At 66.5% G+C, this 4,449-nt stretch carries 5 protein-coding genes and 1 pseudogene; 2 read left to right on the top strand and 4 right to left on the bottom strand.

What is annotated here, in order from left to right:
• Positions 1-448: pseudogene (locus B9S57_RS27535) on the bottom strand (hypothetical protein); the annotation flags it as partial.
• Between the two features lie 158 nt (positions 449-606).
• Positions 607-993 (bottom strand): hypothetical protein, encoded by a 387-nt coding sequence (locus tag B9S57_RS27530; protein WP_103759900.1) that lies wholly within the window; start codon positions 991-993, stop codon positions 607-609.
• Positions 994-1,138: 145 nt separating this feature from the next.
• Here B9S57_RS27530 and B9S57_RS27525 point away from each other — a divergent pair, with 145 nt between their 5' ends.
• Entirely contained in the window at positions 1,139-1,957 is an 819-nt protein-coding gene (locus B9S57_RS27525) for a barstar family protein (protein WP_103759901.1), read from the top strand.
• A 20-nt stretch (positions 1,958-1,977) separates the two neighbouring features.
• On the top strand, positions 1,978-2,304 hold the full coding sequence (locus B9S57_RS27520; protein ID WP_103759899.1) for a hypothetical protein: 327 nt from the start codon (positions 1,978-1,980) through the stop codon (positions 2,302-2,304).
• Here B9S57_RS27520 and B9S57_RS27515 read toward each other — a convergent pair.
• Entirely contained in the window at positions 2,282-3,229 is a 948-nt protein-coding gene (locus tag B9S57_RS27515; protein ID WP_103759898.1) for a hypothetical protein, read from the bottom strand. The two genes, B9S57_RS27520 and B9S57_RS27515, sit on opposite strands and share 23 nt — an antisense overlap.
• A 39-nt stretch (positions 3,230-3,268) precedes the next feature.
• Positions 3,269-4,273, bottom strand: coding sequence for an IS3 family transposase (locus B9S57_RS27510; protein ID WP_103759827.1), 1,005 nt, complete (start codon positions 4,271-4,273; stop codon positions 3,269-3,271).
• Positions 4,274-4,449 lie beyond the last annotated feature (176 nt).

The raw sequence follows: 4,449 nt of genomic DNA, 5'->3' as shown, positions 1-4,449 counted from the left end.
CCAGGTCGTTGACCTGTTCTCCCGCTGCTTCCAGCGCCTCCCGGACACGCTCCAGCGCACCGTGCTCGGGGTGAAGGAGGTGGTCAACTGCCCGCTGAAGGCTGGCTCCGTCTTCGGCCGCACGGATCTGGTCCGTGATGCTGAGGAGTTCGGCTCCGGCGGCGTAGGGCCCCAGCGCATGCACCGGAGGGCTCAGCCGGGCGGTGTCGAGAGACGGCGGGAGGGTGACGTCATAGCGAGCGGCTCGAAGCATCTCGGCCGCATGGCTGGCGATGGCGACCTGGTCGGCGAGCGGAGTGGTGGTGGGCAGGCGATGGCGTCGGCCGTGCCAGTCGTCGATCTGCTTGAAACCGGCGTGACGGAGGAGCTGCGCGGAGAGGTCGTCAGTAGCGCCCTTGGCAACGACGCTGCCGCTGAACTCGGACGTGATGGTGATCGAGGTAGGCACGGAAGTCTCCGGGGCAGAGGGAGCGAAGGACCCGTTGGAGGTGGGCCAGTGGGCAGAGCATCCGGCAATTCCGGGGTTTGGTCCGGCCGAGAATCGCTGGTAGAGGCCGCACGGTGGCGGTCAGCTGGGTGTCCCGCCGCAGCAGGGCACCCGGTCGGTCAGAAGAAGGGATTCTCTGTCGGCCGGTCGGCCCCGGTGGCGGCTCGGAGCAGTTCGGTGAGGTCTTCGGGCTCGGACGACCTCTGGTCTATCCACCACCCGGCGCGGGTCACCGTACGAGCGTTCTCCTCGATCTCCGCCCAGTCCGCTTCGCTGGTCGCGCCTTCGGTGACCAGTGCGGTGTAGGCGTTGGTCAGGATCTGGTGACGACAGCGCACGCCCCAGGGAACGGCCCGCTCGGTCCCCTCCAGGGGAGGCATCCGGTACTGCTCGGACCAGGCTTCGGACGCGGTCTGCTCCTCGGCGCGCTTCGCCTTGAGCCAGGCGGCCTTGTCCTGCTCGTCGCCCTCGTTCGAGGCACGCCAGCAGTTGGTGCTTCTCTGCACTTCACTCTTATGGGTGATCAGGGCTATGTGGCTCGTCAATGGGCCGTCGAGATTGATGGGATGGGGTCAGGGGTGGAGACAGCGTCGGCGACTGCCCGGTGAGTTGTCGAGCGTCGGTAAGATCAGCGCTCTCATTGGGGGTGCGATGCGAACATCAGGGCGGGCCGGCGAGGGGCAGAAGTACGCGCTGACCTCGGACAAGGACGACAGTGACTTCTGGGGCTTTACTCACGAGGCCGAGGGGCTCTTCACGTCTCTGCCGGATGAGGGGGGCGCACGCCGAGTGCACCTCGAAGGTTGTTTTCCGCAGGGTGGCCTACTGAAGAGCCTCGATCATGTCGGTAGCCGTCGCGCCATGGCGGGGAACGCATGGCTCGCCCTTCTCGACGGCGACGGTGCCACCATGGGGTCCTACTTCGTCAACGGGGTCACCGTCGTCGACGCCAAACCTTCTGCCCTTGGAACCGGCCTCGTCGACGTCACAGTGACGCTGTGGTGCGAGAACGCCCTACCCGGAGCGGAACGAGCGTGGAACCTGGTCCGCACGGGTCAACTGAACCGCATCGGCATGTGGCACGAACTCGCACCCGAGGATCGGCACGCGTGGCTGTCGGTAGCCCTGTGGTCCTGGGCGTACCAACGCCAGGGGAAGCTCGAAGAGCCTGCAGGCCAGGTGTTCGCCCTGGACGGCCGGCACATGGTCGACGAAGACAGCTTCTACTGTGCAATCGGTGAGGCGATCAACGGACCCGGCGGATACTTCGGCTGGAACCTTGACGCTCTCGACGACTGCCTTTGCGGCGGGTGGGGCGCCACTGCTCCATTCACCTTGCACTGGGATTCCTCGGCCGAGGCTCGGGAAGGGTTGGCAGAGCGCGTGCCCGCCGGTGACCGCGAGCTTGTGCTGTTCGACCTCCTCCTGGAGATCTTCGAGGAACGGGGCGTAAACGTCATCCTTCGGTAACGGCTGGTCGCTTCCAGGCATTGGTCCTGGACTCGGGCGGCCAGTTCGGCACGCGCCAGCTCGCCTTCCTCCCCGGCGCCGCCCGTCCCGCGGTTCACCCGGTGGTGGGTCGTCAGGTCAAGGGTTGTGGCGCAGCGCACGCAGGCGCCTCCATCGCGGGAGTGCACCAGAGCGCGCACGGTGTCGGTCGGGCCGGTACGGCGTCGGGCCACGGCAGGATCTCCGTCCTGCCCGCGCGCCTGGCCGTACGGCACGGCCACGAGGAAGGCGCGGGCGAGGACGGGACCATGAACGACTGGGCGCGCTTGCGTCGCGTGCCGCTGGTCAGCCGCCGCTGGCCGTCATGAGGAAGCTGCCGACCATCTCGATGAGCTTCTGCGCGGCCTGGTCCTGGCCCGCCTGGAGCAGGCTCTCTCTCATGCCCTCGAGGGTTCGTCGCATGCGGCTGGGTTGCGGCTCCTCCCTCTCCGCTTCGCGCTGCAGCGCCTCAGCGTCCTCCGTGATCCGCTCACGGATCGACTCAGGGACGTCCATGGTGACGGCGGCGGCGAGGACCTGCTGGGCGAACTGGGCGAGGTCGTCTGGAGGGAACCCGACGTTGTTGTTCTGGGTGTTGTGGTCCCCGATCTGGTTGATGCCGCCGTAGATGGCGACCGGGCGGGCGTCCTTCTGGCTGGTCACGAAATTCCTCACGTTGACGTGTTGGTCCCCGCACTGGATGCCAAGCGGGGTCAGGGCGAGCGCGTACGACGGGTCGAAAGCCTCTCGGGGACGAATGGCGACCGATCGGGAGTACACGGTGGCCAGCTTGCTGTCCACCAGGAAGGCCGTGGCCTTCTCGATCGTTTCCGCGTCGATTCGCTGGCCGAGAAAGACAGCACGGTCGGATTCCGCGAAGTCCTGCACCACGACGTGGAAATCAGGGACCTCGTCCATTGCAGCGACGATCAGACCATTCGCTGCGGCGTCGAACCGATGCAGCTTGTTGCCTCGCAGCTGGAAGAGACGCTCAGCCTCGTGCACCCCCTTGGGGGTCAAAGTGCACCTGGTCGTGAAGCTGTTGCACCCGGCGTTTCGCTGTCCGTGGTGCTGTCCGTAGTGGTTGACGAGACCGCGCTCGGCAAGCCACGCGACCAGTCTGAACACTTCCCCCTTCGCGACCTCGGACCACTCGCACGACCTGTGAGGGTCGACAGAAATGCGGCTATCCGTGCCTGCGGTCTTTTCACGTATCCAGAGCAGGAGCAGGTCCGCTTCGGTCTCAAACGTCACGAGCCGGTGCCTGTCAAGTCAAATGAAACGAATGTGGCGCTATGAGTTCTGTCGTTCGGTTTGGTGTCGCTTGGCGGGGTCGTTGATCCATGCCTGGCGGGGGATCGATGGTGGGACGGGGCGGCGGTTGAACCGTTCCGGGTGCCGTTCGTAGGCGGCTGTGAGGGTGGTGGCTCGTTGCTCACGTACCAGTTCCGCGGTGCCGAAGTGCACGCTGGCCGGCGTGTGGTAGCCGATCCCGGAGTGCCGGTGGACGTGGTTGTAGTAGCTGATGAAGCCGTCCATCCACTCCCGGGCGTGCGTCAGCGAGTCGAACCTGCGCGGGAAGTCGGGCTGGTACTTGGCGGTCTTGAAGTGGCTTTCGCTGTAGGGGTTGTCGTTGCTCACTTTGGGGCGTGAGTGGCTGCGAGTGACACCGAGGTCAATCAGCAGCTGGGAGACCTTCTTGGAGGTCATGGAGGTGCCCCGGTCGGCGTGCACGGTCTCGGGCACGATGCCGTTGCGCAGGATCGTCTCGCGGATCAGCTCCTCGGCCCGGTCGGCTGATTCGGCCCGCTCCACTGTCCAGCCGACGATGTAGCGGCTGTAGATGTCGATGATGACGTAGGCGTGATACCAGATGCCCTTGTCCGGACCCGCCAGCTTCGTGATGTCCCAGGTGAACACCTGCGAAGGGGCGTCGGCGACCAGCTCGGGCACGGTCCTGGCACCATGGGTGGCGATCCGGCGCCGCTCGCCGTCCTGCCCGGCCTCCTTCAGAATCCGGTACATCGTGCGCTCGGAGCAGTGGTAGCGGCCCTCGTCCAGTTCGCGGGCGTAGATCTGGGCCGGCGGAAGTTCGGCGTACTCGTCGCTGTTCACCAGCGCCAGCACGGTGGCCCGCTCTGCGGCCGACAGTGCGGTGACCGGGGCCGGACGCGGTCGCCCAGGTGCCGGCGGCCTGGGATGCAGCCGCCGGTGGTGGGTCGCCCGGGAACGTCCGGTGATCCGGCAGGCATCCACGATGCCCACCAGCAGCCTCAACTCCTCGACCGCCGCGTGCAGATGGCCGTCCAGGACGTGGCTCAGTCCGCGCTCCTGGACAGTGACTGCAAGAGCGCGTGTGTTTTTCCCAGCACCTCCAGTGCCGCGTTCTTCTGGTCCACCTCCGTGCGCAGCCGCTCGTTCTCCCGCCGCAGCTTGGCGTTCTCGGCCTCGGCCGGGTGCTTCCTGGGGCGGGC

This window comes from Streptomyces sp. SM10 (assembly GCF_002910915.1).
In the GTDB taxonomy this organism is placed as follows: Bacteria; Actinomycetota; Actinomycetes; order Streptomycetales; family Streptomycetaceae; genus Streptomyces.
Note: the sequence above shows the minus strand (reverse complement) of the source record. Positions and strands in the feature narration are given on the sequence as shown.

Coding starts and splice junctions, on each gene's coding strand:
- B9S57_RS27525 (WP_103759901.1), top strand. CDS start 1,139: ATGCGAACATCAGGGCGGGCCGGCGAGGGGCAGAAGTACGCGCTGACC.